The 21,223-nt window shown below is 73.4% G+C and carries 22 protein-coding genes; 15 read left to right on the top strand and 7 right to left on the bottom strand.

Going from position 1 to position 21,223, the window contains the following annotated elements:
* On the bottom strand, window positions 1-1,425 hold the full coding sequence (locus ABZ805_RS13760; RefSeq protein WP_358439059.1) for a non-oxidative hydroxyarylic acid decarboxylases subunit C: 1,425 nt from the start codon (window positions 1,423-1,425) through the stop codon (window positions 1-3).
* A gap of 17 nt (window positions 1,426-1,442) precedes the next feature.
* On the bottom strand, window positions 1,443-2,039 hold the full coding sequence (locus ABZ805_RS13755; protein ID WP_358439056.1) for a non-oxidative hydroxyarylic acid decarboxylases subunit B: 597 nt from the start codon (window positions 2,037-2,039) through the stop codon (window positions 1,443-1,445).
* Between the two features lie 143 nt (window positions 2,040-2,182).
* Between ABZ805_RS13755 and ABZ805_RS13750 the strand changes: the two genes are divergently transcribed.
* Together ABZ805_RS13750 and ABZ805_RS13745 are read left to right on the top strand one after the other, a co-directional pair.
* A complete protein-coding gene (locus tag ABZ805_RS13750) occupies window positions 2,183-2,623 on the top strand; it encodes a MarR family transcriptional regulator (protein ID WP_358439053.1) in 441 nt (146 codons plus the stop codon).
* Between the two features lie 371 nt (window positions 2,624-2,994).
* Window positions 2,995-4,743: a GAF domain-containing protein gene (locus ABZ805_RS13745; protein WP_358439050.1), complete on the top strand. Its 1,749-nt coding sequence runs from the start codon at window positions 2,995-2,997 to the stop codon at window positions 4,741-4,743.
* 206 nt (window positions 4,744-4,949) lie between these two features.
* On the opposite strand, the gene ABZ805_RS13740 is transcribed toward ABZ805_RS13745, so the two are convergent.
* The gene (locus tag ABZ805_RS13740; protein ID WP_358439047.1) at window positions 4,950-5,651 is read right to left on the bottom strand and encodes a response regulator transcription factor; all 702 of its coding nucleotides are present in this window, start codon (window positions 5,649-5,651) and stop codon (window positions 4,950-4,952) included.
* A gap of 364 nt (window positions 5,652-6,015) precedes the next feature.
* On the opposite strand from ABZ805_RS13740, the gene ABZ805_RS13735 reads away from it, so the two are divergent.
* Window positions 6,016-6,189 (top strand): hypothetical protein, encoded by a 174-nt coding sequence (locus ABZ805_RS13735; RefSeq protein WP_358439045.1) that lies wholly within the window; start codon window positions 6,016-6,018, stop codon window positions 6,187-6,189.
* A gap of 52 nt (window positions 6,190-6,241) precedes the next feature.
* On the opposite strand, the gene ABZ805_RS13730 is transcribed toward ABZ805_RS13735, so the two are convergent.
* Together ABZ805_RS13730 and sfnG are read right to left on the bottom strand one after the other, a co-directional pair.
* Window positions 6,242-7,468 carry an acyl-CoA dehydrogenase family protein gene (locus tag ABZ805_RS13730; RefSeq protein WP_358439042.1) on the bottom strand — a complete coding sequence of 409 codons (1,227 nt, stop codon included), beginning with the start codon at window positions 7,466-7,468 and terminating at the stop codon, window positions 6,242-6,244.
* Window positions 7,469-7,501: 33 nt separating this feature from the next.
* The gene (gene sfnG, locus ABZ805_RS13725; protein WP_358439039.1) at window positions 7,502-8,629 is read right to left on the bottom strand and encodes a dimethylsulfone monooxygenase SfnG; all 1,128 of its coding nucleotides are present in this window, start codon (window positions 8,627-8,629) and stop codon (window positions 7,502-7,504) included.
* 485 nt (window positions 8,630-9,114) lie between these two features.
* Between sfnG and ABZ805_RS13720 the strand changes: the two genes are divergently transcribed.
* The 12 genes from ABZ805_RS13720 (at window position 9,115) to ABZ805_RS13665 (ending at window position 18,957) form a co-directional block, all read left to right on the top strand.
* A complete protein-coding gene (locus ABZ805_RS13720; RefSeq protein ID WP_358439036.1) occupies window positions 9,115-9,600 on the top strand; it encodes an NUDIX hydrolase in 486 nt (161 codons plus the stop codon).
* 341 nt (window positions 9,601-9,941) lie between these two features.
* Window positions 9,942-10,760 carry a CoA-transferase gene (locus ABZ805_RS13715; protein WP_358439033.1) on the top strand — a complete coding sequence of 273 codons (819 nt, stop codon included), beginning with the start codon at window positions 9,942-9,944 and terminating at the stop codon, window positions 10,758-10,760.
* Window positions 10,757-11,518, top strand: coding sequence for a CoA-transferase subunit beta (locus tag ABZ805_RS13710; protein ID WP_358439030.1), 762 nt, complete (start codon window positions 10,757-10,759; stop codon window positions 11,516-11,518). Before ABZ805_RS13715 ends, ABZ805_RS13710 begins: the two co-directional genes overlap by 4 nt.
* The gene (locus ABZ805_RS13705; protein WP_358439028.1) at window positions 11,515-12,696 is read left to right on the top strand and encodes a thiolase family protein; all 1,182 of its coding nucleotides are present in this window, start codon (window positions 11,515-11,517) and stop codon (window positions 12,694-12,696) included. Before ABZ805_RS13710 ends, ABZ805_RS13705 begins: the two co-directional genes overlap by 4 nt.
* Window positions 12,697-12,709: 13 nt before the next feature.
* Window positions 12,710-13,432, top strand: coding sequence for a protocatechuate 3,4-dioxygenase subunit beta (gene pcaH, locus ABZ805_RS13700; RefSeq protein WP_358439025.1), 723 nt, complete (start codon window positions 12,710-12,712; stop codon window positions 13,430-13,432).
* Window positions 13,432-14,001: a protocatechuate 3,4-dioxygenase subunit alpha gene (gene pcaG / locus ABZ805_RS13695; protein ID WP_358439022.1), complete on the top strand. Its 570-nt coding sequence runs from the start codon at window positions 13,432-13,434 to the stop codon at window positions 13,999-14,001. The genes pcaH and pcaG overlap by 1 nt, the downstream gene beginning before the upstream one ends.
* 7 nt (window positions 14,002-14,008) lie before the next feature.
* The gene (gene pcaB / locus ABZ805_RS13690; RefSeq protein ID WP_358439019.1) at window positions 14,009-15,334 is read left to right on the top strand and encodes a 3-carboxy-cis,cis-muconate cycloisomerase; all 1,326 of its coding nucleotides are present in this window, start codon (window positions 14,009-14,011) and stop codon (window positions 15,332-15,334) included.
* Window positions 15,331-16,092: a 3-oxoadipate enol-lactonase gene (gene pcaD / locus ABZ805_RS13685; protein ID WP_358439016.1), complete on the top strand. Its 762-nt coding sequence runs from the start codon at window positions 15,331-15,333 to the stop codon at window positions 16,090-16,092. Before pcaB ends, pcaD begins: the two co-directional genes overlap by 4 nt.
* Window positions 16,089-16,472, top strand: coding sequence for a 4-carboxymuconolactone decarboxylase (gene pcaC, locus ABZ805_RS13680; protein ID WP_358439013.1), 384 nt, complete (start codon window positions 16,089-16,091; stop codon window positions 16,470-16,472). Before pcaD ends, pcaC begins: the two co-directional genes overlap by 4 nt.
* An 83-nt stretch (window positions 16,473-16,555) precedes the next feature.
* Window positions 16,556-17,353 carry an IclR family transcriptional regulator gene (locus ABZ805_RS13675; protein ID WP_358439010.1) on the top strand — a complete coding sequence of 266 codons (798 nt, stop codon included), beginning with the start codon at window positions 16,556-16,558 and terminating at the stop codon, window positions 17,351-17,353.
* A 99-nt stretch (window positions 17,354-17,452) separates the two neighbouring features.
* Window positions 17,453-17,959 (top strand): MarR family winged helix-turn-helix transcriptional regulator, encoded by a 507-nt coding sequence (locus tag ABZ805_RS13670; protein WP_358439007.1) that lies wholly within the window; start codon window positions 17,453-17,455, stop codon window positions 17,957-17,959.
* A complete protein-coding gene (locus ABZ805_RS13665) occupies window positions 17,956-18,957 on the top strand; it encodes an LLM class flavin-dependent oxidoreductase (protein ID WP_358439004.1) in 1,002 nt (333 codons plus the stop codon). Before ABZ805_RS13670 ends, ABZ805_RS13665 begins: the two co-directional genes overlap by 4 nt.
* 7 nt (window positions 18,958-18,964) lie before the next feature.
* On the opposite strand, the gene ABZ805_RS13660 is transcribed toward ABZ805_RS13665, so the two are convergent.
* Together ABZ805_RS13660 and ABZ805_RS13655 are read right to left on the bottom strand one after the other, a co-directional pair.
* Entirely contained in the window at window positions 18,965-19,999 is a 1,035-nt protein-coding gene (locus tag ABZ805_RS13660) for a DUF3616 domain-containing protein (RefSeq protein WP_358439001.1), read from the bottom strand.
* 288 nt (window positions 20,000-20,287) lie between these two features.
* Window positions 20,288-21,214, bottom strand: a complete 927-nt coding sequence (locus tag ABZ805_RS13655) for a sugar kinase (protein ID WP_358438999.1) — start codon at window positions 21,212-21,214, stop codon at window positions 20,288-20,290.
* Between the last annotated feature and the right edge of the window lie 9 nt (window positions 21,215-21,223).

Here is a 21,223-nt window from a genome sequence, read left to right as displayed (position 1 = left end):
TCAGTTCTCGCGCAGCAGAGCGCGCAGCTTCGCCACCCACTGCTCGGTCTCGGGCAGGTCCCGCACCGGCTGGCCGTAGTGCCCGCGCGCGTCGGGCGCCACCGGCGTCGTCGCATCGATCACCAGCTTGTCGCTGATGCCCGCGGGCTGGGACCCCGGATCGAGGCCCACCACCGACATGTTCGGCAGCACCACCAGGTCCCCGGCCGGGTTGACCTTCGTGGACAGCGCCCACATCACCTGCGGCAGGTCGAACGGGTCCACGTCCTCGTCGACGACGATCACGACCTTGGTGTAGCCGAGCCCGTGCGGCGTCGTCATGGCCCGCAGCCCCACCGCGCGGGCGAAGCCGCCGTAGCGCTTCTTCGTGGACACGATCGCCAGCAGCCCGTGCGTGTACATCGCGTTGACCGCCTGCACCTCGGGGAACTCCGCGCGCAGCTGCTGGTACAGCGGGACGCAGGTGGCCGGGCCGATCAGGTAGTCGATCTCGGTCCACGGTTTGCCCAGGTACAGCGATTCGAAGACCGGGTCGGTGCGGAAGGAGATGCGGTCGATGCGCACCACCGGCATGTTCCGGCCGCCCGAGTAGTGCCCGGTGAACTCGCCGAACGGTCCTTCGACCTCGCGGCGCCGCCCGACGACCACGCCTTCGAGCAGCACTTCGCAGCCCCACGGCACGTCGAACCCGGTGAGCGGCCCGGTGGCGATCGGCGCCGGGGCTCCGCGCAGCGCGCCCGCCATCTCGTACTCGGACTGCTCGTACCCGAGCGGGGTGCCGCCGACGATGGTGATCATCGGGTCGTTGCCGAGCGCGATCGCGACCGGCAGGTCCTCGCCGCGCTCCTCGGCCTTGCCCAGGTGCAGCGCGATGTCGTGCATCGGCACCGGTTGCAGGCCGAGTTCGTCGCGGCCCTTGACCTCCATCCGGTACACGCCGACGTTCTGCTTGGCGAAGTTCTCCGGGTCGTCCGGGTCGCGGGAGACGACGGCGGCCTTGTCCAGGTAGAACCCGCCGTCGCCGTCGTTGAGCCGGAACAGCGGCAGCACCTCGAACAGGTCGACCTCGGCGCCTTCCCGGGAGTTCGCCAGGAACGGCGGGTCCGCGCGGCGTTCGGGCGCGACCGGGAAGTCCTCCCAGCGCCGGATGAACTCCTGCACCTGCTCGCGGGTGGACGTCTGCGGCGGCAGTCCCATCGCGATGGCGTGGTTGGGCCAAGACCCGTGCGCGTTGAGCACGATCCGCGGGTCGGTGAATCCGGTGACGTCGTCGAACCGCAGCGCGGGCGCCCCCTCGCCGAGCCGGGCCGCGGCGTTGGCGGCGGCGCCGAGGTCCGGCTCCGGATCGACCCGTTCGGTGATCCGCAGCAGCTGTCCCGCCGCGTCGAGCGCGTCCAGGTAGGAACGCAGGTCGTCGTGGGCCACTTCTCCTCCTCCGCTGGTCATCGTTCTGCGGGCGCGGTCCACGCCGCGCCGAGTCCCGCCCAGCGGCGCGCGTCCGGGGCGGGCAGGTCGAACTGGTCGAGCACCCGCAGCACGATGTGGTCGAGCACGTCGGTCACCGAGCGCGGGTGGTCGTAGAAGGCGGGCATCGGCGGCACCAGCACGGCGCCCATCCGGGAGAGCGCGAGCATGTTCTCCAAGTGGATCTCGCTCAGCGGTGTCTCCCGCGGGACGAGCACGAGCTTGCGGCGCTCCTTGAGCACCACGTCGGCCGCGCGCCCGATGAGCCCGTCGGCGTAGCCGGTGCGGATGCCGGCGAGGGTCTTCATGCTGCACGGCACGACGATCATGCCGTCGGTGCGGAACGAGCCGGACGAGATGGCCGCGCCCTGCTCGGCGGGCCCGTGCACCACGTCGGCGAGCCCGGCGACCTCGTGGGCGCTGCGGCCGGTCTCGAGCTCGATGGTGGTGCGGGCCCAACGGCTCAGCACCAGGTGGGTCTCGACCTCGGGCAGGGTGCGCAGCGCTTCGAGCAGCCGCACGCCGAGCGGCGCGCCGGTGGCCCCGGTCATCCCGATGATCAGCCGCAACGCCACCCGCCTCCTTTAGTTCGTGGACGAACGTTCGTATGCAGACTACCACTGTCGCGACCCCGATCTCGCGGACGGCGACACCGGCTCCGCGCCCCGGCGCGATCTCGTAAGATGCGAGCCCACCGAACCGGCATGAGGAGTGCGTCGTGCAGCTGGAAAGCGCCGTCTTCCACCTGATGCGCCGGGTCCTGCAGGACCACGGCGCCCGCTGGCAGGCGCGATCCCCGCAGCTGACCAAGCCGCAGTACGCCGCGCTCACCGCGATCGAGGAAACCCCCGGCATCGAGCAGGCCGCGCTGGGCAGGCGCGCCGCGATCGACAAGGCCACGCTGGCCGCGATGCTCGCCCGCCTGGAACAGCGCGGGCTCGTGACCCGCACCGTCGACCGCTACGACCGCAGGCGCCGCGTGCTGGAGCTGACCGACGAGGGCCGCCGGGTGCTGCGCGAGACCACCGCGCTGGCCGACGAGATCAACAGCACCGTGCTGGACCGCCTCACCCCCGAGGAGTCCGACCGCCTCCGCGAACTCCTCACCACCCTCGCCGCCGACGAGACCGGCCAGCTGGCCCCACCCCCGGAAACCTGACCCCCACGTCGTCCGCTCGTCAGCGGCGAAGCGGCTGAGCAGCGACCACCCGAGACACCGGCGAAGCGGCTGAGGTTCCGCTCGCCACCCCTCGCCAACAGGAGCAGCGAGCACCGGGCCGAGAACGACTCGCCGGCTTTGCGGGGTTGGGTCACACTCAGGTCACGCTCGACCCCGCGCCGACGGCACGCGGCCCGGCACCGGCGAGCACCGGCACGTGCACCACGACCGCGCCCCGGCGCGGCCGCCCCGGCGATCCGGCCCGCGCCCCCGGAGGCACCTGGCCGAGCACGGGCGGCGCTCCGGCGACCCGCACCCGACGCCCTGCCGAAGCACTTCGGCGGGCCCCGCCGCACACCGATGGATCAGCGATGTCCGAAGCCTCCTCCCACGACCCGGTCACCGACCGGCTGCAAGAGGTGGCCTCCACGTTGGGCGACCTCCGCCTCGACGAGCTGCTCGGCGAGCTCCAGGAGCGGCTGGCGCGGGTGATCAGCACGCGGGACCGGATGCAGGACCTGCTGGACGCGGTGCTCGCGATCGGCACCGAGCTGGAGCTCGACACGACGCTGCACCGCATCGTCACCGCCGCGACCGAACTGGTGCAGGCCCGCTACGGCGCGCTCGGCGTGCTCGGTCCGGACGGCGAGTTCACCCAGTTCGTGCACGTCGGCATCGACGAGGCCACCGCCGAGCGGATGGGACCGACCCCGCGCGGTCGCGGGCTGCTCGGGCAGCTGACCAGGGATCCGCGCCCGCTGCGGCTGCGCGACCTCACCCAGCACCCGGCGTCGATCGGTTTCCCGGAGAACCACCCACCGATGCGCGGTTTCCTGGCCATCCCGATCCGGGTGCGGGACGAGGTGTTCGGCAACCTGTACCTGACCGAGAAGCTCGATGGCGGCGAGTTCGGCCAGGACGACGAGGTGGTGCTGCGCGCGCTGGCCGCCGCGGCCGGGGTGACGGTCGAGAACGCGCGGCTGTTCGACCAGGCGCGGCTGCGGCACCGCTGGCTGCAGGCTTCCAGCGAGATCACCACCGAACTGCTGTCCGGGGTGAGCACGGCCGACGGGCTGCGGCTGATCGCGCAGCGCGCCATGGAGATCTCCCGCGCCGACTGCGCGCTGATCGTGCTGGCCCGCCAGGGCACCTCCAGCGGGCAGGCACGGGTGGAGGCCGTCGCGGGCGAAGCGGACATCGAAGTGGGCATCCCGGTGAGCACCGACGGCCCGGTGCTGGCCAGCCTCACCGGCGACACCCCGGTGCTGGAGTCGGACGTGTCGGCGGCCCCGGTCAGCGGGCTCAACCACGTGCTGCCCGGCTACGGCCCGGCGCTGGCGGTGCCGCTGCACTCCGGCGAAGCGGGCGCGGGCGCCGTGATCGCGTTGCGCCGCAAGGAGAGCAGGCCGTTCGGGCCGGGTCAGGTGCCGCTGCTGGCGTCCTTCGCCGACCAGACGGCGATCGCGCTGGAGCTCGCGGCGAAGAACCGCGCGCAGCGGCAGCTCGACGTGTTCGGCGAGCGGGACCGCATCGCCCGCGACCTGCACGACCACGTGATCCAGCGGCTGTTCGCGACCGGGTTGAGCCTGCAGGGCACGCTGCGCCGCGCCACCGATTCGGACGTGCGGCGGCGGGTGCAGCAGTCGGTGCAGCAGCTCGACGACACGGTCCGGGAGATCCGCACCGCGATCTTCGACCTGCACTCGTCGCCCGGCGCGGACGATCCGGTGAGCCTGCGCCGCCGGTTGCTGGACACCGTCGCGGATGTGAGCAGCGGCGCGGGATTCGCCCCGGCGGTGCGGATGTCCGGCGCGATCGACACCGCGGTACCGGGCGGTTTCTTCGAGCACGCGGAGGCGGTGGTGCGGGAGGCGGTGGCGAACGCGCTGCGCCACGGCGGGGCGACCGCGATCACGGTGTCGGTGGAGACCGGTGCGGCGCTCACCATCGAGGTGGTCGACAACGGCTGCGGGGTGGGCGGTGGTGCTCCCGGCAACGGCCTGCGCAACCTCCGCGCCCGCGCCGAACAACTCGCGGGCACCCTCGACCTGACCGCGCCCGAGGACGGCGGCACCCGCCTGACCTGGCAGGCACCCCTCCCCCACGGCGAACCCGGCTGACCGATCGCCCCTCGACCCGCGCCGCGTCCTCGCCCGAGCAGCGGATCGGGCGTTCTGCCGTCGGCTGCGACGCCGCCGGACCGGCGGGGCCCGAGCGACCGGCACCGCGGCGGGTTCTCGGCCGTCATCCTCGCGAGGACGGCGTTCTCGGGCGGGAACGACGAGCACTCAGCCGGGGACGGCGTCCCGCGCACGACGGAGCGAGCTCACCCGGAGGACGGCCGGGAGCGGAGTTCCGTTGCCAGGACCGCGGCTTGGGTGCGCCGTTGCATCCCGAGCTTCGCGAGCAGCTGGGAGACGTAGTTCTTCACGGTCTTCTCGGCGAGGAACATCCGCTCGGCGATCTGCCGGTTGGTCATCCCGGCGCCGATGAGCTCCAGCACGGCCCGCTCCTGTTCGGTGAGCCGCCGCAGCGGGTCCTCCTGGGAGTGCTTGCGCCGCTGCCGTTCCAGCACCGCGGAGGTGGTGGCCGCGTCGAGCAGCGAGCGGCCGGCCGCGACCTGCCGGATCGCCGAGCGCAGATCCGACCCGAGGACCTGCTTGAGCACGTACCCGGACGCCCCGGCCATGATCGCGTCCAGCAGCGCTTCGTCGTCGGAGAACGAGGTGAGCACCAGGCAGCGCACGCCGGGCAGCAGCGACAGGAGTTCGCGGCACAGCTCGATCCCGTTGCCGTCGGGCAGCCGCACGTCGAGCACCGCCACGTCGGGCCGGGCGGGCGGCAGCCGCACCAGCGCCTCCTGCACGGTGCCGACCTCGGCGACGATGGTGAAGTCGTCTTCGTCCTCGAGGAGGTCGGCGATCCCGCGGCGCACCACTTCGTGGTCGTCGACGAGGGCGATGCGGGTCGCACCGCCACCGTCCGCCGCCGGTTCGCCCGTGGTGTCCGCCCCGTCCGGTCGTGCCATCTCGCAGCCCCCGCTTCCACCCGCGGCGTGCGGGTGCGCCAGACCCCGTCGTTGCCAGGCTAAGGGCGGTGCGGCGGGCGGCGCAGGACCGGCGGCGGCGCCCGCTGATCCGGACTCCGGTGGTGGCGGTGGTGCCGGTCCGATGCGGTCCTGGCGCCGCGCGCCGAGCGCTCCCAGCTGTTCTCACCTGTTCGACGGTACGAACCGGACACGGCGGGTCACACGGCCGAAGGTCCCACCCCCGGCCGGATGACCACGATCCGGAAATGTTCCGCGGCGGCGGCGCGCTGTGGTGTCATCGGTGCTGATCATCGTCGCGGCTCGCGGGAGCCGCGGCGCGGTACGAGTCGGGAGGGGCGGCGGGATGCGGCGAGGACGGCGGGGTCACCCGTGCGAGCCGGACGCGAGCAGGCTGGGCCCGTGGTACTGCCCGGAGTGCGGGCAGGAGTGGGAGATCCACGGCGTGGCAGGCGGTCGCCCCAAGATCCGCCGGGTCGGCCGGGTCGCGAAGTTCGTCGCCACCTGGCTCGGCGGCTGACTCGCGGCGCGCCCCGCCCGGTGGGGCGGGGGGGGGCGCGGTCCGCGGTGGATCACGTGTACCAGGTGGGTTCCGGGATCTCGCCGAGCAGCGCGTAGCGGCCCACCTCGACCCGCTTGTAGGCGATCGGGTCGTGCAGCGTGTGGGTGCGCAGGTTGCGCCAGAAGATGTCCAGCCCCGCCGAGTTCGCGGTCGCGCGCGCCCCGGTCACCTCGTAGATCCGGGTGGCGATCTCCAGCCCGGTCTGCACGATCCGCTCCTTGGCGGCGGCGATGAGCACGGCGGCCTGGCCGCGCTGCACCTCGGTCACCGAGTCCCGTTCGGCGTGCAGCAGCTCGTCGATGCGCCGGACGGCGCGGTCGACGAGCGCTTCCGCGGCCCACAGCTTCGCCTGCAGGTCACCGTAGGCGTCGAGGACGTAGAACTCCTCGGTGGCGCTGCTCTTGTCGTCGCCGCCGTAGGGCCACGGCCGGGTCTTGTCCCGGGTGTAGGCGGTCGCGGCGTCCAGCGCTCCCTGCGCGATGCCGAGGTAGAAGTTCGCGAACACCAGCTGGATGGTGGGCGTGTTCAGCGTGTTGTAGACCAGCGGCTGGAACTCCTTGTCCACGTAGCCCGCCGCCGATTCCCAGGGCACCCGCACGCCGCGGATCTCGACGCTGCCGGATTCGGTGAGCCGCTGGCCCAGGTTGTCCCAGTCGTCGCCGAAGACGATGGCCTCCTGGTCGGAGGGCACGATGGCGAAGATGTGCTTGTCGGTGCCGTCGAGGACGCCTTCCAGCACGGTGAGGTCGGAGACCTTGCCGCCGGTGGAGAAGGACTTCCGCCCGGTGTAGACGATCTCGTCGCCCTCGTCGGTGATGACCACGTCGGAGTCGCGCGGGTTCACCGCCCCGCCGAAGAACAGGTCGTTCTCGGTGTAGAGCCGTTCGACGGCGTCGATCTGCGCGTCGGTGCCGACCAGCCGCACCGCCCACGCCCACAGGTAGTGGTAGCCGAGCAGCTGGCCGATGGATCCGTCGCCCTGGGCGACCTCGCGGATGACGCGGTAGGCGGTGTCCCAGCGCTGTCCGCCGCCGCCGTGTTCCACGGGCCCGAGCAGGGTGACGAGGCCGGACTCCTTGAGCAGCCGGACTTCGGAGTGCGGGGTGGCGCCGGCCCGGTCGCGTTCGACGGCGTCGACGGCCAGCAGCGCGGCCACGTCGCGGGCTCGGTCCAGCCAGCCCTCGGGGGTGTCGGGTCGCCGGGTCCAGCGGTCGGTGGTGGGTTCGGTGGTGCTCACAGGGTTCTCCTCGGGATGCGGTGGTGCGGGTGATCAGCGGGCGGCGGTGATCGGGTCGCCGGTGCGGTCCAGGTCCGCTTCGAGTTCGCGGACGATCGGCAGCACGTGGGTGCCGAAGTGCTCGACGTCTTCGAGGTAGTGCAGGAAGCCGAGTAGGATCAGGTCGGCGCCGCGCTTCTTGTACTCGACGATGCGGTGCGCGATCTGCTCCGGAGTGCCGATGAGCCCGGTGCGGAATCCGTCGTTGTACTGCACGAGGTCGGCGAACTCGGAGTCCGCCCACATGCCCTTTCCGTCCGATGTGGACTTACCGGCCTGCTGCACGGATTTCCGGAATCCTTCGACCGCGGACACGTCGGCCTTGTCCACGATCTCCTTGAGCACGGCCTTCGCCTCGGCTTCGGTGTCCCGGGCGATGTGGAAGCCGTTGAGGCCGAAGCGGACGGTGCGCCCGTGGGTGGCGGCCTGGGCGCGGACGTCGGCGACCTGCTCGCTGAACCCGTCGAAGTCCTTGCCGTTGCTGAAGTACCAGTCCGACACCCGGCCGGCGAGGGTGCGCGCCGCGGAGGAGTTGCCGCCCTGGAAGATCTCCGGGTGCGGGCGCCCGGGCACCTCGAACGGTTGCGGGCGCAGGCTGAAGTCGTGGATGCGGTAGAAGTCGCCGGACAGCTCGAAGTTCGGTTGCGTCCACAACCCGCGGAGCACGCGGATGAACTCCTCGGTGCGCCGGTAGCGCTCGTCGTGCTCCAGCCAGGGTTCGCCGAGGCCGGTGAACTCCTCCTTGAACCAGCCGCTGACGATGTTCACCGCGAACCGGCCCTGGGACAGGATGTCGGCGGTGATGCCGAACTTCGCCAGGATCGCCGGGTGCCACAGGCCGGGGTGGGCCGCGACGATGAGCTTGAGCCGTTCGGTGGCCAGCAGCAGTCCGAGGCTGAACGCGGCCGGGTCGTGCTGCTGAGCGGCCCCGTAGCTGGAGGCGTAGCGGACCTGGCTGAGCGCGTACTCGAACCCGCTGCGCTCGGCGAGCACCGCGAGTTCCTTGTTGTAGTCGAACCCGAAGTCGGTGCGCTGTTCGATGGTGCTGGTGACCAGGCCGCCGCTGACGTTGGGCACCCAGTAGGCGAACTTCAGCGGTGCGGCGGGGATGTCGGTGGGCACGGTCGTCTCCCGTGGACAGGTGGAGCCGGCGGTGCGCGCCGGACGGCGCACATCGCCGGGTGGGGTGAGCAGGGACCGGTGACCGCGGCGCGGCGTCGACCGGATGCGAGGTGGACCGCGGCCGGACGCGGAGTCGCCGGGGCGATCACCGGGAGGAGCGCTGATGCCGCCGGAGTCGCGGCGGGGCCATCAGATCAGCGACGACAACCTTGCGCACCGACGCGGACGAAGTCCACGTGGCGGCGCCGGGTCAGGCTGGTCGCGATGAGCACGGGATCATCGTGACCAGCGCGCACCGGGGTGTCAACGCCATCCCACTTCCGTTCCACCAGACGGGCATCATCCACAGTGGACAGTCACGGACAGGAGCCGGGCGTCGCGCGAATTCCCGCGCGGCGAAGCGGGACTCCGCGGCCGCCGGACGGTAATGTGGCCGGTTCGACCACGCGGCGTCCGCCGGGGCACGCAGGGAAGGGGATTCCGCCATGGCCAAGTTCACCTGGCACACCTGCGCCGTGCCCGAGGGCCTACCCGTCCGGCAGGTGTACGGCTTCCTGTTCGCCCCGGACGGGCGGGTGCTGATCCGGGTGGACGGCGGCAAGCACTCGTTGCCCGGTGGGCGGCCGGAACCCGGCGAATCCGCCTACGTGGACATCCTGCGGCGCGAGACCTACGAAGAGGTCACGCTCGACATCGCCGAACCGCACTACCTCGGCTACCAGTGCGTCGACGACGGGCACTCCCCGTACGCGCAGGTGCGGATGGCCGCCGAGATCAGCGGGGTGCACCCGCCGGAACCGGACCCGGACAACGGGCGCACCTACCTGCGGCTGCTGGTGCACCCGGGCAAGGCGGGCGACCTGCTCAACTGGGGCGAGACTGGCCACCAGCAGGCCGCGGCCGCGGCGAACGCCGCGATCGCCGTCCTGGGCCTCCCGCACGAGGGGCTCCCGGACACCGGCTACCTCTGATCCGCGGGCGGGGCGCGGGTGATCGCGCCCCGGCCGCCGCTCTTCCGCTCCACAGCTCCGCCGCGCCGTCGTGCCCGTCCGGCACGGCGGCGTCGTCGTGCTGCGCCACCGGCGCGAGCGGTTCGCAGGCCGCACCCGGGGACACCTCAGCCGCTCGCCGCGCCCTCTCGCGCACGAGAGCGGACGCCGTCCGAGCTCCCCTCGCGCCCCCTCGCCTACCGCCGGCACGTTCGCCCGAACCGCGCCGGGGTGGCGTTCGGGTGCTTGACCGGGAAATCGCGACGGCACTAGTGTTCGCGGAAAGCACATGTGTTCACTATGCGCACGATCGGAGTGGATCGGTGGCACGCATCCTCGGGCTGGACGAGGCGATCGACGAGTTGGTCGCCGACGGCGACGTGATCGCGCTCGAAGGCTTCACGCACCTCATCCCGGTCGCCGCCGGGCACGAGATCATCCGGCAGCGCAAGCGCGATCTGGTGCTGTGCCGGATGACGCCGGACATCGTCTACGACCAGCTCATCGGCGCCGGGTGCGCGCGCAAGCTGGTGTTCTCCTGGGGCGGCAACCCCGGAGTCGGCTCGCTGCACCGGTTCCGGGACGCGGTGCAGCACTCCTGGCCGGTGCCGCTGGAGATCGAGGAGCACAGCCACGCCGGCATGGCCAACCGCTACGCCGCGGGCGCCTCCGGGCTGCCGTTCGCGATCCTGCGCGGCTACACCGGCACCGACCTGCCCGCGCACACCGACTCCATCAAGACCGTGACCTGCCCGTTCACCGGGGAAGAACTGGCCGCCGTGCCCGCGCTGAACCCGGACGTCGGCATCGTGCACGCCCAGCAGGCCGACCGGCAGGGCAACGTGCAGCTGTGGGGCATCACCGGCGTGCAGAAGGAGACCGTGCTCGCCGCGAAGCGCTCCCTGGTGACCGTCGAGGAGGTCGTCGACGAGCTCACGCCGCGACCCGGCGCCGTGGTGCTGCCGAAGTGGGCCGTCACCGCCGTCGCGGAGGTCCCCGGCGGCGCCCACCCCTCCTACGCGCAGGGCTACTCGGAGCGGGACAACGACTACTACCGGCGCTGGGACGAGATCTCCCGCGACCGCGCCGAATTCGAGGCGTGGCTGGACCGCGAAGGCCTGGCCGAGAGGAGCGCGCGATGACCTTCACCGCCGACGAGATGATGAGCGTCGCCGCCGCGCGCTCGCTCACCGACGGTGCCGCCTGCTTCGTCGGCATCGGGCTGCCCAGCACCGCCGCGAACCTGGCCCGCCGCACGCACGCCCCCGACCTGGTGCTGATCTACGAATCGGGCACGCTCGGGGCGAAACCGGACCGGCTGCCGCTGTCCATCGGCGACGGGGTGCTCGCCGACACCGCGGATTCCGTGGTGAGCGTGCCGGAGATCTTCAACTACTGGCTGCAGCCGGGCCGCATCGACTTCGGGTTCCTCGGCGGCGCGCAGATCGACCGGTTCGGCAACATCAACTCCACCGTGATCGGCGACGACTACGCGAACCCGAAGGTGCGGTTGCCCGGCGCGGGAGGTGCCCCGGAGATCGCCGCCTCCTGCAAGGAGGTGCTGGTGGTGATGCGGCAGAGCACCCGCAGCTTCGTCGACTCCGTCGACTTCACCAGTTCCGTCGGCTACGGCCGCGGCGCGGGCGATCGGGAGCGGCTGGGGCTGCGCGGGCGCGGACCGGTGAAGGTGATCACCGACCTGGGGGTGCTCGAACCCGACCCGCAGACCTGCGAGCTCACCCTCACCCGGCTCAGCCCCGGCGTCTCCGTCGAACAGGTGCGGGCCGCCACCGGCTGGGACCTGCGGGTCGCCGACTCGCCCACCGTCCAGGAACCCCCGAGCGACACCGAACTGCGGGTGCTGCGGGAACTCAAGGCCACGATCGGAGCAGCAGCATGAGCAACGGAGCTCACATCCTCGACGCGGTGCGCACCCCCTTCGGCCGCTACGGCAAGGGCCTCGCCGAGGTGCGCCCGGACGACCTGGCCGCGCACGTGGTGCGCACCCTCGTGGACCGCTCCCCCGGCCTGGACCCGGCGCGGATCGAGGACGTCGCGTTCGGCGACGCCAACGGCGCGGGCGAGGACAACCGCAACGTCGCGCGGATGGCCGCCCTGCTCGCGGGACTGCCGACCGGCGTCGCGGGCGCCACCGTCAACCGGCTGTGCGGCTCCGGGCTGGAAGCCGCCATCGGAGCCAGCCGGGCCGTGGAGACCGGCGACCACGAACTCACCATCGCCGGCGGCGTCGAATCGATGAGCCGCGCGCCGTGGGTGCTGCAGAAGCCGGAAGCCGGTTTCCCGCGCGGGCACGAGACGCTGCACTCGACCACGCTCGGCTGGCGGATGACGAACCCGCTGATGCCGGAGCGCTGGACCATCGGGCTCGGTTCCTCCGCCGAACTGCTCGCCGACCGCTACGGCATCAGCCGCGAGGCCCAGGACGAGTTCGCGGTGCGCAGCCACCGCCGCGCCGCCACCGCATGGGAGGCCGGGGCGTTCGAGCGCGAAGTGGTCGCGGTGCCGGGCACCGAGCTGACCGCGGACGAGGGCGTGCGGGCGGACAGCTCGGTGGAGAAGCTGGCGAAGCTCAAGCCCGCGTTCCGCGAGGGCGGCACCGTCACCGCGGGCAACTCCTCCCCGCTCAACGACGGCGCCGCCGCGCTGCTCATCGGTTCCGAAGCGGTCGCCGCCGACCTGGGTGTCACCCCGTTGGCCCGGATCGCCGGGCGCGGCGTCGCCGGCGTCGACCCGGACGTGTTCGGCATCGGCCCGGTGGCGGCGGCGGAAACCGCGCTGCGCCGCGCGGGCATCGGCTGGGGCGACCTGACCGCGGTGGAGCTCAACGAGGCGTTCGCCGCGCAGTCGCTGGCCTGCCTCGCCGACTGGCCGGACCTGGACCCGGAGATCGTGAACGTGCAGGGCGGCGCCATCGCCCTCGGCCACCCGCTGGGCGCGTCGGGCGCGCGCATCCTGGGAACCCTGGCGCACCAGCTGCGCGCCGCGGGCGGCGGCTGGGGCCTGGCCGCGATCTGCATCGGGGTCGGGCAGGGCCTGGCCGTGGTCCTGCAGGCGTGAGGAGGAGCCGACGATGAGCATGCTGCTGCCGCACTACCGGCCCGACGACGCCTCGCACCCGCCGCTGGACAGCGCGGGCTACCGCTCCTCGGCGCTGCGCTACCCGAAGCAGCCGCTGCGGCTGCTGCCGCAGTACCTCACCGAGGTCACCGGGCCGCTGCTCGGCCACGACCGGGTCGGCGAGCACGACCACGACCTCACCGCCGGGCACGCGGGCGAACCGCTCGGCGAGCGGATCGTCGTCAGCGGCCGGGTCCTCGACTCCGGCGGGAAGCCGGTGCCGCACACGTTGCTGGAGCTGTGGCAGGCGAACTCGGCGGGCCGCTACCGGCACTCCGGGGACCGGCATCCGGCGCCGCTGGACCCGAACTTCACCGGCGTGGGGCGGGCGATGACGGACGCGGACGGGAACTACCGCTTCGTGACGATCAAGCCGGGCGCCTACCCGTGGCGCAACCACGACAACGCGTGGCGGCCCGCGCACCTGCACTTCTCGCTGTTCGGGCAGGCGTTCACCCAGCGGTTGATCACGCAGATGTACTTCCCGGGCGATCCGCTGTTCGGCCAGGACCCGATCTTCAACTCGGTGCGCGACCCGGCGGCGCGGGAACGCATGATCAGCCGGTTCGACCTGGCGAGCACCGTGCCGGAGTGGGCGCTGAGCTACAAGTTCGACATCGTGCTGCGCGGCGCGGACGCGACCCCGTTCGAGGACGACGAGGAGGACGACGACTGATGCCGGAGCAGGACGAGCTCACCACGCCGTCGCAGACCGTCGGCCCGTTCTACGCGCTGCCGGACGGGCTGCTGTGGCCGGACGGTCCCGACGTCGTCGCGGACGGCGCGCCGGGCGCGATCGTGCTGCGCGGAACGGTGTTCGACGGCGCGGGCGAGCCGGTGCCGGACGCGGTCCTCGAGATCTGGCAGGCCGACGAACGGGGCCGGTTCGCGCACCACGCCGACCCGCGCGGCGCTGCCGGTTCCTTCCAGGGCTTCGGGCGCTGCGGCACCGATCCGCAGGGCGGTTTCCGGTTCCGCACGGTCAAACCGGGCCCGCTGCCGACGCCCGACGGGCGCACCGAGGCGCCGCACCTGGACGTCACGGTGCTGGCGCGCGGCATGCTGCAGCGGCTGGTGACCCGGGTGTACTTCCCGGACGAGGCCGCCGCGAACGCCACCGACCCCGTTCTGTCCACTGTGGAAGAAGAGCGCCGGGGCACGCTGATCGCCACCGCCGAACCGGACGGGCTGCGCTTCGACGTCCGGCTCCAGGGCGACGGCGAGACCGTCTTCTTCGCGCTCTGAGGCCGCCGTGTTCACCCCCATGTTCAGCACCCCGGACGCGCAGCGGCGCACCGGCCCGGCCGCGTGGGCGCAGGCGATGCTCGACTTCGAGGCCGCCCTCGCCCGTGCGCAGGCCCGCGCCGGAGTGGTCCCGCCGGAGGCCGCCGACCTGATCGCGGCGCACTGCCGGGCCGAGGAGTTCGATCTGGACTCGATCGCGCGGCGCGCCGTCGGCTCGGCGACCCCGGTGATCGCGCTGGTCGCGGACCTGAGCGAGCTGGTGGACCCGTCGGCCCGGCCGCACGTGCACGTGGGCGCGACCAGCCAGGACGTGCTCGACACGGCCGCGATGCTGGTGGTCCGCCGCACCCTGCGCGGCGTGCTCGCCGACCTGCGCGGCGCCGCCGACCGGTGCGCCGAGCTGGCTCGGGAGCACCGCGGCACGCTCATGATCGGGCGTTCGCTGCTGCAGCAGGCGCTGCCGACGACGTTCGGCCGCCGCTGCGCGAGCTGGCTGACGGCGCTGGATGAGTCGACCGCCGCGCTGGAGCGGGTGGTCGACGAGCGGCTCGCGGTGCAGCTGGGCGGGCCCGCGGGCACGCTCGGCTCCCTCGGTGATCGCGGCACGGCCGTGCTCGGCCACCTCGCCGCCGAGCTGGGCCTGGCCGAACCGGTGCTGCCGTGGCACACCGACCGCACCCGCGTCGCCGAGCTCGCGGGCGCGCTGGGCGCGGTGGCGGGGGCGCTCGGCAAGATCGCGCTGGACGTGGAGCTGCACGCGCAGACCGAGGTCGGCGAACTCGCCGAGGGCAGCTCCGGCGGCTCGTCGGCGATGCCGCACAAGCAGAACCCGGCGGGCTCGGTGCTGATCACCGCTGCCGCGCACCGGGTCCCCGGCCTGGTGGCGACGCTGCTGGCCGCGATGCCGCAGCCGCACGAGCGCGCCGCCGGGACCTGGCAGGCCGAGTGGGAGCCGCTGACCGAACTGCTGCGCCTGGTCGCCGCGGCCGCCGCGGGCGCGGACCGGCTGCTGGCCGGGCTGCGGGTGCGCGCCGACCGGATGGCGGCGAACGTGGAGCTCACCGGCGGGCTGGTGCTGGCCGAGAGCGCGTCCGCCGCCCTGCGCGGCGCCCTGGGCGGCACCGAGGCGCGGCGGCTCGTCGCCGAACTGTGCGAGCAGGTCGCCGAACGCGGCGGCACGTTGCGGGCCGCGCTGCTCGCCGACGAGCGGGTGCGGGCGGTGCTGTCCGAGGCGGACGTCGTCGCGGCCACCGACCCCGCCGGGCGGCTCGGTTCGGCCGAGGCGTTCGTGGACCGCGCCCTGGCCCGGCACGACCTCGGAGGGAACCGATGATCCCGCACCACGACCTGACCGGACCGGACGACGCCGACGTGCTGGTGCTGTCCAATTCGCTGGGCACCGACCTGGGGCTGTGGAACGGGCAGGTGCCCGCGCTCGCCGAGCACTTCCGGGTGCTGCGCTACGACCAGCGCGGGCACGGCGGCACCGCCGCGCCACCCGGCCCGTACCGGCTGGGCGAGCTCGGCACCGACGTGCTGGAGCTGCTGGACCGGCTCGGCGTGGCTCGCGCGCACTTCGCGGGGGTGTCGCTGGGCGGCATGACCGGCATGTGGCTGGCGCAGCACGCGCCGGAGCGCATCGGGCGGCTCGCGCTGATCTGCACGTCCGCGGAGCTCACCCCGCGCCAGGCGTGGCGGGATCGGGCCGCGCAGGCCCGCCGGGACGGCACCACCTCGATGGTCGCGGGTTCGCTGGAGCGCTGGTTCACGCCCGCGTTCGCGGCCACCGACGCGGCGGTCCCGTTCGGCGCCGCGCTCAGCGCCTGCGACGACGAGGGCTATGCGAGCTGCGCCGAGGCCATCGCCGAGCTGGACCTCGTCGAGGGACTGCCCCGGATCACCGCGCCGACGCTGGTGCTCGCCGCGCGCGAGGACCCGGCCACTCCCCCGCCGCACGCCGAGCGCATCGCCGCCGCGGTGCCCGGCGCGCGCCTGGACGTGCTCGACGACGCCTCGCACCTGGCCGTCGCGGAACGGCCGGACGCGGTGAACGCCCTGCTGCTGGACCACTTCACGAGGAGCGCGCGATGACCGACGACCAGACCCGGCACGCCGAGGGCATGGCGGTGCGCCGCGAGGTGCTCGGCGACGCGCACGTGGACCGCGCCGTCGCCGCCACCACCGAGTTCACCGCCGGGTTCCAGGACTTCATCACCCGCTACGCGTGGGGCGAGCTGTGGACCGGCGACGGCGTGCCGCGCCCGACCCGCAGCTGCCTGACGCTCGCGATCCTCGCGGCGACCGGCTGCGAGGAGGAGTTCGCGATGCACGTGCGCGCCGCCCGCCGCAACGGCGTCGGCACCGAGGAGATCCGGGAGGTGCTGATGCACGTGGCGATCTACGCCGGGGTGCCGAAGGCGAACCGGGCCTTCGCCCTGGCCAGGGACGTGCTCGCCGCCGAGGACGGCTGACGGGTGCCGCGGTCGCCCCGGGCGTCGCATGTGGAACGGTAGGTGCGCGGGGCGACGGCCGTCCCGGGCGAGCGAGGAGAGCGATGGAACCGGCTTCGGAATCCGGCGGGTACGTGCAGTCGCTGGCGCGCGGCCTCGCGGTGATCCGCGCGTTCGACGAGACGCGGCCGGAGATGACGCTCAGCGACGTCGCGCGCGCGACCGACCTGTCCCGCGCCGCCGCCCGCCGGTTCCTGCACACCCTGGTGCAGCTGGGGTACGTGTGGACGGACGGCCGGCTGTTCGCGCTGACGCCGCGGGTGCTGGAGCTCGGCTTCGCCTACCTGTCCAGCGTGTCGCTGCCGGAGATCGCCCAGCCGCACCTGGAGCGCCTGGTGTCGCGGGTGCACGAGTCGGCGTCGGTGTCGGTGCTCGACGGCGACGACATCGTCTACATCGCGCGCGTGCCCACCAGCCGCATCATGACGGTGTCGATCAACATCGGCACCCGGTTCCCCGCCTACGCGACCTCGATGGGCCGAGTGCTGCTGGCGAACCTGCCCGCCGAGCGGCTGGACGACTTCCTCGCGCGGGTGCGGCTGGACCCGCTGGGCCCGCACACCGTCGGCAGCGCCGAGGAGCTGCGCGCCGAGCTGGCGCGGATCCGCGAGCAGGGCTGGGCGCTGGTGGACCAGGAGCTGGAGGCGGGGCTGCGGTCGATCGCCGCCCCGATCCGGGACCGCGCGGACCGGGTGGTGGCGGCGGCGAACATCTCCTCGCACGCCAGCCGGACCACGGCCGAGCAGGCGCGGGAGAACCTGCTGCCGACGCTGCTGGAGACGACCGGGGCGATCGGCGCGGACCTGCGCTCGGCGCCCGGTTCGGCCGCGACCGCGCGGTGAGCCGCTGAGGCTCGGTCCCCGAACGGACCTGCCCGGCACCCGTCCACCCGATATCGGTATCGTACCGGTATCGCCGGAACGCCGAGGAGGGACGAGACCGTGACCGACGCGCGACTCCCCCGCGCCACCACCGGCACCGAGCAGGGCTGCGACGCGATCGACACCGTCGAGTTCCAGACCGCGGTGCTGATGCGCAACCTGGAGATGCTGTGCCGCCGCGGCGAGCTGCACCAGGAGGTGGACCGCGCCGGGTACCTGCTGCTGCGCACCCTCATCGCGCGCGGGCCCTCCGACATCGGCGGACTCGCCGCCGCGCTCGGCCTGGACCCGTCCACGACCGGCAGGCAGGTGCTCGCCGCGGAACGCGCCGGGCACCTCACCCGCAGCCCCGACGGCGCCGACCGCCGCCGCAGCGTCCTGGCCATCACCGACTCCGGCGAGGCCGCGGTGCGCGCGGTGTGCGAACGCCGCCGCGAACGCACCGCGGCCCTGCTGTCCGGCTGGAGCGAGCAGGACCTGCGCCTGCTGTCCGAGATGGTCAGCCGCTACAACGACGCCATCGCCGCCGAATTCCTGGAAACCGACCCGCCCGGAGGGGCTTCGTGACCGCACCGCACGTCCCGCTCGACGTCCTCGACCTCGTCTCCGTCAGCGAGGGCTCCACCATCGCCGACGCGATCGCCTCGTCGATGGCCGCCGCCGAACTCGCCGACGAGCTCGGCTACCGCCGGGTCTGGTACGCCGAGCACCACAACACCCCGTACCTCGGCGCCACCGCGACCGCGCTGCTCATCGCACAGGCCGCCGACCGCACTGAGCGGATCCGCGTCGGCTCCGGCGGCATCATGCTGCCCAACCACGCGCCGCTGCAGGTGGCCGAATCGTTCGGCACCCTCGCCCAGCTGCACCCCGGGCGCATCGACCTCGGGCTGGGCCGGGCGCCCGGGACCGACCAGATCACCGCGCAGCTGCTGAGCCGGTCCGGAGCGGACGCGCAGAGCTTCGCCAACTCGATCTACGACCTCACCGGGTGGTTCGGCGATGAAGGCCGCGCGCACAGCGCACCGGTCACCGCGGGCCCGGCGACCGGGACGCACGTCCCGCTGTGGGTGTTGGGGTCGACGGTGAACGGGGCCTCCATCGCCGGGCAGCTGGGCCTGCCGTTCGCGGTGGCCTCGCACTTCGCGCCCGCCGACCTGGACGAGATCGTCGAGGTGTACCGCTCCGCGTTCTCCACCGAGGCACCGACCGCGCAGCTCACCGAGCCGCACCTGATGGTCGGCGTCAACGTCGTGGTCGCCCCCTCCGACGAGGAGGCGGCGCGGCTGTGGACAACGGTGCAGCGCATGTTCGTCAACGTCCGCAGCGGCAACCGGCGCGCCCTCGAAGCACCGGTCGACCCCGGCGCGGTGGACGAGCGGGAGCGGCACTTCGCCGACGCGATGCTCGGCATCAACGCCGTCGGCTCCCCGGAGACCGCGGTGCGCCGGCTGGAGGAACTGGTCGCCCGCACCGGCGCCGACGAGCTGATCACCGTCACCTACTGCCACGACCCCGCCGACCGCCTCCGCTCCCTGAAGCTCCTCGCCGACGCCTGGTTCTGAGGTCCGGTCAGTCCAGGGTGAGGACGTCGGCGAGGACCGTGCCGGGTTCGGGCAGGCGCGCCGGGGCGGGGCTGTCGTGGACGACGAGGAGGTCGCCGCCGGGCAGCACCGTGATGCCCTCGGCATGGTCGCGGCCGTCGCCGTGCGGCAGGTCGGCCACCCGGACCAGTTCGTCGCGGCGCACGACCTCCGGCAGGTCGGCGCGGGCGGCGCCGGGCCAGCGGTACAGCCGGACCGGGCCGGACAGCGCCATCGACGGGCCGGCGAGCACCAGCAGGTCGTCGCCGTGCGGGCACAGGTCGCGGACGCCGAGGCCGTCGAGGTCCAGGAAGTGCTTCGCGTAGCGCCGCGGCCCGTCGACCTTGCGCAGCACCAGCTCCCCGTCCTCCTCGCGCGGCGCGAGCCGCAGCACCACGGCCCAGCCGCGCAGCACCGGGCCGCGCAGACCCAGCAGCACCCGCTCGGCCCCCGCCTCGCCGTGCACCGCGATGCCTTCGACGTCGAACCCGTTGTCCTTGCCGGGAATCGGCAGGAACGGCGCCAGGTGCGGGTCGTCGGCCAGCAGTTCGCGCAGCCCCGGTTCGCCGAGCGCCGCGCTGCGCGCCCCGTCGCGGGTGCGGCGCACCGGGACGCCGTCGGCGAGCGCCACCCGCGCCAGCACCCGGCGGGCCGGTTCCGGCACCACGGTGGCGAGGCGCTTCGCGGCCTTCGCGTCCGAGTGGTGCGCCTTCGGCTTCTTGCGCTTGGCGCTGTGCGAACCGACGACCCACAGGTAGGGACCGCGGCGGGCCAGGCCCTCCACGTCGACCTCGTCGTCGGCGTCGCCGGGCAGGTCCAGCACCTCGGCGAGGTCGAACGAGACGTGCTCGGCGTACTCCGGGCGCCGCGCGCCGGTGCGGGTGAAGCGCTCCACCGTGGCGGTCTCGTCGCCGCCGACCCACAGGTGGTGGCCGTCGGTCCGGACCGCCGACAGGTTGACGTGCGTCTCCGCGCGCACCGCGTCGGAGTGGAAGCGCAGCGCGGCCGAACGAGTGGTGCCCATGCGCCTTTTCTACACGGGTGCCTCCTCGCTCGTTGTGCGTGGCAACGGGGGTGGCGGAACCTCAGCGGTTCCCACGCTGCGGGATCGATGTCCCGAGTGGCTCCGCCGCGAGGGAAATCGCCGTCCTCACGAGGGAACCGCTGAGAACCCGCGGGTGGTCCGGTTGCTCGGGTGGTCGCTGCTCATCGGCTTCGCCGCTGACGAGGAACGGACAAGACCCGCCGACGGGTTCGGGCGCTGAGGTTCCGCCACCCGAGCACGACGCAAACCGAGTTCAACGACAGGCGGTCACCCGACCGGTGCCGCGGATCGCCGGGGGAGCACGGAATCCGCGACTATCGCGCCGCGGTGGCGGATGACCGTGGCGGCCAGCTGCTGCGCGCGATGCGCGGCCGCGACCGGGTCGGCGCCGGTGAGCCGGGCCGCGAGGTAGCCGGCGTCGAACGCGTCCCCGGCGGCGGTGGAGTCCACGACGGACTCCACCGGCACCGGCGGCACCCGCACGCCGCGCTCCCCGTCGAAGACCACGCAGCCCGCCGCGCCGTCCTTCACCGCCACGTCCGCCACCCCGGCCGCCCGCAGCCGGTCCACTGTGGACTCCGCGGTGGGGTCGCCGAACAGCGCCTGCTCGTCGGAGAACGTGGGCAGCCCGACCGCCGTCAGCGACCAGAGCTCCCGCACCTGCTCGGCCGCCGCCGCGGCACCGCCCCACCCGGCCGGCCGGTAGTTGCTGTCGAAGGACACCCGTCCCCCGGCATCGCGGAACCGCCGCAGCGCCGCGCGCAGCCGCGCCCGCGCGGGCGGCGCGAGGATCTGCAGGCTGATCGCCGACAGGTGCACCAGGTCGTAGCCGTCGAAGTCCGGTTCCTCGGCCGCGAACAGGCCGCGCGCCGCGGACTGCGAGCGGTAGTAGGTGAACGACCGCTCGCCGAACTCGTCGGTGCGCACCAGGTACAGCCCCGGCTGCGCCCCGGCGACCCGGCCGATCCGGTCGGTGCCGACGCCCTCCGCCCGCATCGCCGCCAGGATCCGGTCGCTGTAGTGGTCGTCCCCCACCAGGGTCAGGTAGTCCACCTGCAGCTCCGCGGAGCCGGTGAGCCGGGACAGGTAGGTCGCGGTGTTGAACGTGTCCCCCGCGCACCCCAGCGACAGCACGTCCGCTTCCCGGTGGGTCAGTTCGATCATGCATTCGCCGATGGCCAGTACCCGGATCACGCCCGGTCC

The sequence above is a fragment of the Saccharopolyspora sp. NPDC047091 genome (assembly GCF_040643635.1).
Taxonomy (GTDB): domain Bacteria; phylum Actinomycetota; class Actinomycetes; order Mycobacteriales; family Pseudonocardiaceae; genus Saccharopolyspora_C.
The sequence above is the reverse complement of the archived record's forward strand: the minus strand, read 5'-3'. Positions and strand labels throughout refer to the sequence as shown.